The organism is uncultured Idiomarina sp., from assembly GCF_964010655.1.
GTDB lineage: Bacteria > Pseudomonadota > Gammaproteobacteria > Enterobacterales > Alteromonadaceae > Idiomarina > Idiomarina baltica.
Genome location: NZ_CAXGLS010000072.1, coordinates 1 through 5,299 on the forward strand (window position 1 = coordinate 1; position 5,299 = coordinate 5,299).

Sequence of the window (5,299 nt, forward strand, 5' to 3'; positions counted from 1 at the left end):
ATTGGCAAGTCGAGAGTATGCATTGGGTGTTGGATATGACGTTCAGAGAAGACGAGTCAAGGATCCGTAAAGGACACGGCGCACTGGTCTTCAATGTCATGCGAAAAATAGCCATGGCCTTATTTAAACAAGATGAAACAAAAACAGCGAGTATGAAAGCCAAAAGGAAAATGGCTGCGCTGGATGATGATTACCGCTCAACCCTTTTAGAATCTGGGATTAAAATGCGCTAGCCGTGGGGTTGGTGTTAGTTATCTACTTTGTTTTAACAGGAAGCGTAGTTTCTCGTTGTGAGGCTTGATTTTTGTGGCCTGCGCCAAAAATAATTCCGCACACGCAATCGCATCATCCATTGCATGGTGACTTGTATATATTGGTAGTCCGTGCCTTGTTCGACAAGCGGCCAAGGTCAATGACGAGTTGTGCAACTGAAATTCATTATCAAAAGACATTTTGTTTTTTTCGAAACTCAGCGTGTCAAAAACGCCCAAAGGCTCAAAATGTAAATTTTCTGTTAACCTGTTGTCACGAAGGTAAGACCAGTCAAGGCTTCGGTGATGGCACACCATGACACATCCGTAAAGTTTATCTTCCAAGTCTTTTAAGACTTTTTTAACATCACCCCCGCTACTTAGCTGAGCCTTTGTTAATCCATGAATCGTGGGACTTTGTTGTAAATCGACATCGGGGTCTACGCAAAATTCATGGTACTGTGCTTCACCAATTAAGATCATCGGCGGCTTTATTGGAACCCAAGCGATTGACAAGATTTGGTCATTAATAGGATCAAGACCCGTGGTCTCGATATCAATTGCTATATAGGTATGATCCTGCCAGGGCTTCTGCAACTGCCTGTGCTTTGTCCATGATTGACGGAGCTTGTTTATACTCATCAGGTTACCCATCAATAACCCTGCCGACTAAACTTAAGCCCCACGCCCTGTTGCGCTTGCTTTATAATTTTAAACGCGGTCTTGAGTTGTCGCCGCGACAGTGTGCTTAAACTATCGGGGTCAATGGCATTTTTAGGCTCGTCGGTATGCCAAACCCGCAGCTGGTGATCTAGCCTCAGTTGCGTTAAAAATTGCCAAGCTTCGAGTAACGACTGGCGGTCACGTTCGCTAATGAGACGGCTGTTCTGTAATCGCTCAATCCGTTGTGCCGTAGCCGGCTCAGTCAATCCTTGATGGAGCGAGTACAGCCGCACAATGTCATTTATCAAAGCAATACCGTAGCGCTTAATATCAATTCGCTCACCTTGCTTTACATCTTCAGTACGAAAGCGATTAAATAAACCCAGTGGGACCGAAATGCGGTTAACTAGTAAAGCTAAGTTGCCAATAAAAAATTCATTTTTTCCAATATCAGCGACTGCCTCTCGAAACTGGTTAAACATTTTTTGTTGCCCGGCTACCGCACGGCTGTCAAAAAATATCTGGCAATACATGAGCGCTTTGGGGGTAGGATATGTCGTCCAGCGTTCAAAACGTGCCAGCCATTGCTGCTGGGTGCCGCGACATTCAGGGTTCGATGCCATAATATTGCCTGGGCAAAGTGGCACCCCGCAATCATGTAAGCCCTCACAGACATATTCACCCAAACGTCTGAACCAGTCTAATTGGCTCTCGGTGAGTCCATCGGCCAACAATAGGCCATTGTCCTGATCAGAGCTCAGGGTTTGATCTTCGCGCCCTTGCGAACCGAAAGCCAGCCAACAATAGCGTGCCGGTGCCGCACCATTCTCAGCTTCAAATAGCTTAATAAACTGACGGGTCATAGCGTCGGTCAACGAGGCCATTAGTCGTCCTAAAATGGCTGTCTGCTTAACTCGTAAAGCAAAACTATTCAGGTATTGCGGGATTTTCTGTGCTTCCTCAACAAGCTGCGCCCGCGTTGTCGACTTGTAAATTGAACTGATTAAATAGACTGGCTCACTGCGTTGCTGCTTTATTAAATCGGTGGCCGTGATCATACCGACAGGGCACAACTGTTCGTCGACGACCGGTAAGTGGTGGACGTTACTCGCCGTCATGGTCGTCAGCGCATCCAATAAAGAACGATGTGCAAACACAAACTCGGGCAGATGAGTCATCACCGCAGCGACGGTGACATTGAATCCCAGTCCCTTTGCCACGACACGATTCCGAATATCACGATCGGTAAGAATACCGACTAATTGGTCGTTATCGACTACCAGTATCGAAGAGATACCATTCGCGGACATGCACTGTGCTGCATTTTGGATCGTCGTATCACTCGCGAGACTAATCGGCGCTCGCTGAATCACATCTTCTACACGTTGCTCGGTCCAGTCGTAGTCGTCATAGCCACCTGTCTTTCCTCGTCGTTCGGTCAGTAAGCGCTCACCATGCGCGTTGATAAAATAACGTTCAAACGCGCGCGATTGGTTGCGTAATCTATCAAACGCGACTTGCGGTAACACGTAAACAATCCCGTCTTCAATACACTGCAGCGTATTGACGATAGCACGGCCACTGAGGAGCGATGGATAACCAAATAGATCGCCCTGCTCGAGTCGCTCGACTAATGTGCCGTCTTTGCCTTTTAGGTCAAACACACCCGAGCGCACGATAAAAAGCGCAGGACTGCAATCACGCATAATCTCATTGCAGTTGTCCGCGTTCATGTAAGTGGACTGCATTTGATTGACTGACCACGTTCGCTGTTGTTCGGTTAAATCATCGAACGGGGGGCAGTCTGTTAAAAAGCGTTCGATATCCATAAGTCCGCCTTATAAAAAAAGCTCCGATGCGATGCATCGGAGCTTGCTCTTTCACTCACTGGTTGGGAAATCAGTGATCCTGTGCTTCGCCTGCACCTTTAGGATAGCGGATAGACTCCACCAAGTCCTGAATGTCTTTAGGTGCATCGCCTGTCATTTTGTGAACAATAAATGCCACCGCAAAGTTAAAGATCATACCTAAAGTACCAATGCCCTCTGGCGAAATACCGAATAACCAATGGTCAGGTGTATTTAACTCTGGAGAGATAAATTTAAAGAACACAATGTAACTGAAGGTGAACACAATACCCACGATCATACCGGCGATAGCACCCGTACTGTTCATGCGCTTGTTAAAGATACCCAAAATGATCGCAGGGAAGAAGCTCGATGCCGCGAGACCGAAGGCAAAGGCAACCACCTGCGCCACGAAGCCGGGCGGATAGACCCCAAAGTAACCGGAAATCAAGATAGCCACCGCTGCAGCGAGACGCGCATACATCAGCTCCTGCTTATCGGTAATGTTAGGCATCAGATTTCGCTTGAGCAAGTCATGGGAGACCGACGTTGAAATAACCAACAGCAGACCCGCCGATGTCGACAGGGCAGCAGCCACACCACCGGCAGCAACCAGTGCCACAACCCACGCCGGTAAGTCACCGATTTCTGGGTTTGCCAAGACCATAATGTCGCGGTCAATCGTCATTTCATTGCGCTCATCACCTGAGTAGAACATACGACCATCGTCGTTTTTGTCTTCCCAAGAAATCAGACCGGTTTTTTCCCAGTTCTTAATCCAGCTTGGCGCATTATCATACTCAACGCCTTGCAGATCGGGCCCGTTAACGGTGTTGATCATGTTCATTTTACCGAATGCAGCGATAGTCGGTGCAGTCAGATAAACAACAGCAATGAATGCCAATGCCCAAAACGCTGAACGACGCGCATCACGTACCTTAGGTACCGTAAAGAAGCGAACAATGACATGCGGCAAGCCTGCTGTACCCACCATCAGGGCAGCGGTAATAAAGAACACATCGACTTTACTACGCACACCCTCGGTGTACTCAGCAAAACCCAGCTGGGTCGAGAGCCCATCAAGCCGCTCGAGCAAGAACTGGCCGGATCCGTCGGCGACGGTACCTCCAAAGCCGGTTTGCGGCAAAATGTGGCCTGTCATTAAGAGTGACAAGAAAACAGCAGGTACGATGTAGGCAAACATCAACACGCAGTATTGCGCGACTTGGGTATAAGTAATCCCTTTCATGCCGCCAAGTACCGTGTAGAAGAACACGATGACCATACCGATGATGACACCCGTCGCAATATCAACTTCGAGGAAGCGCGAGAATACCACGCCAACCCCACGCATTTGACCTGCGATGTAGGTGAACGAAACCAAGATCGCGCACAGCACTGCGATGGTGCGTGCTGTCTGCGAGTAATAGCGGTCACCGATAAAATCAGGCACGGTAAACTTACCGAATTTCCGTAGGTAAGGCGCCAAACACATAGCGAGTAGCACGTAACCACCGGTCCAGCCCATTAGATAAACCGAGCCATCATAACCTGCGAAAGCGATAATACCCGCCATTGAGATATAGGTCGCAGCCGACATCCAGTCAGCAGCGGTTGCCATACCGTTAGCGATGGGGTGTACACCTCCGCCAGCAACATAAAAATCATTGGTTGAGCCGGCACGAGACCAAATTGCGATACCGATATACAGTGCAAAGGTCAGACCGACAATAATAAATGTGAGCGTTTGAATATCCATAGCGCATCAGTCCTCGTGAACTTCGTATTTATTATCGAGTTTCGCCATTCCCCGCACGTAAAGGAAAATCAGCACGATAAAGGTAATAATGGAGCCCTGCTGCGCAAACCAGAATCCTAGCTTAAAGCCAAAGAAACGGATTTCATTCAGCACATCCACTAAGAGAATTCCAAAGCCATAGGAAACCACAAACCACACGACGAGCAGTTTAAGCATTAAGCTCAGGTTCTCTTTCCAATACGCTTTGGCATCATCTTCGTTTTTAAATGCCATAACGTCCCCTCCTGTTGTAAGAATAATTGTTAACCTTTGTTAGGGTCGTTAACAAATGTAGGTGGAGTTGTATACAGGTGAAATTGGACTTTGGTCGTAGTGGGTTATTGGACGCTGTGTGGCCGTGTTTAGGTATGCATGTTTCCTGAACTAACACAGAGGATAACGTAAATCCAATAGACAGAGGGGTGCCGGTTTTGGTAAAAACACTAACTTTCAGGCGTGTTTAATTTATCTTTAGAACCCTTCGTGATTCTTTCTATAATCAAAAATTCCAGAGACAGCTAAAAACAAAGTATATACCCCTCCTAAAAAACCAAGTATAAGGATAGCGTAAAGTCGCGCAAAATGCGCGACCTACTGCGATGCCTACGACCCGATACTCTCATCAGGTGAGCTTGTGCATCGTCGCGCAAAATGCGCGACCTACTGCGATGCGCACGACCCGATGCTCTCATCAGGTGGTCTTGTGCATCGTCGCGCAAAATGCGCGACCTACTGCGATG

At 47.7% G+C, this 5,299-nt stretch carries 4 protein-coding genes and 1 pseudogene; 1 reads left to right on the plus strand and 4 read right to left on the minus strand.

All coding sequences use genetic code 11. The features are described from left to right. Window positions 1-233: pseudogene (locus ABNS04_RS11945) on the plus strand (ISAs1 family transposase); the annotation flags it as partial. Between the two features lie 18 nt (window positions 234-251). Here the strand turns inward: ABNS04_RS11945 and ABNS04_RS11950 are convergent. The 4 genes from ABNS04_RS11950 to ABNS04_RS11965 all read right to left on the minus strand — a co-directional run bounded on the left by ABNS04_RS11950 (window position 252) and on the right by ABNS04_RS11965 (window position 4,793). Then, window positions 252-893, minus strand: coding sequence for a 3'-5' exonuclease (locus ABNS04_RS11950; RefSeq protein WP_272977799.1), 642 nt, complete (start codon window positions 891-893; stop codon window positions 252-254). Between the two features lie 11 nt (window positions 894-904). Continuing rightward, entirely contained in the window at window positions 905-2,743 is a 1,839-nt protein-coding gene (locus ABNS04_RS11955; RefSeq protein WP_272977800.1) for a DUF294 nucleotidyltransferase-like domain-containing protein, read from the minus strand. 70 nt (window positions 2,744-2,813) lie between these two features. Continuing rightward, window positions 2,814-4,520, minus strand: coding sequence for a sodium:solute symporter family protein (locus ABNS04_RS11960; protein ID WP_272977801.1), 1,707 nt, complete (start codon window positions 4,518-4,520; stop codon window positions 2,814-2,816). 6 nt (window positions 4,521-4,526) lie between these two features. Next, window positions 4,527-4,793, minus strand: a complete 267-nt coding sequence (locus ABNS04_RS11965) for a DUF4212 domain-containing protein (RefSeq protein ID WP_006954159.1) — start codon at window positions 4,791-4,793, stop codon at window positions 4,527-4,529. Between the last annotated feature and the right edge of the window lie 506 nt (window positions 4,794-5,299).

Bases quoted from the DNA above. Each gene is read 5' to 3' on its own strand.
- ABNS04_RS11955 (WP_272977800.1), bottom strand. From the start codon at position 2,743: ATGGATATCGAACGCTTTTTAACAGACTGCCCCCCGTTCGATGATTTA.
- ABNS04_RS11965 (WP_006954159.1), bottom strand. From the start codon at position 4,793: ATGGCATTTAAAAACGAAGATGATGCCAAAGCGTATTGGAAAGAGAAC.
- ABNS04_RS11950 (WP_272977799.1), bottom strand. From the start codon at position 893: ATGAGTATAAACAAGCTCCGTCAATCATGGACAAAGCACAGGCAGTTG.
- ABNS04_RS11960 (WP_272977801.1), bottom strand. From the start codon at position 4,520: ATGGATATTCAAACGCTCACATTTATTATTGTCGGTCTGACCTTTGCA.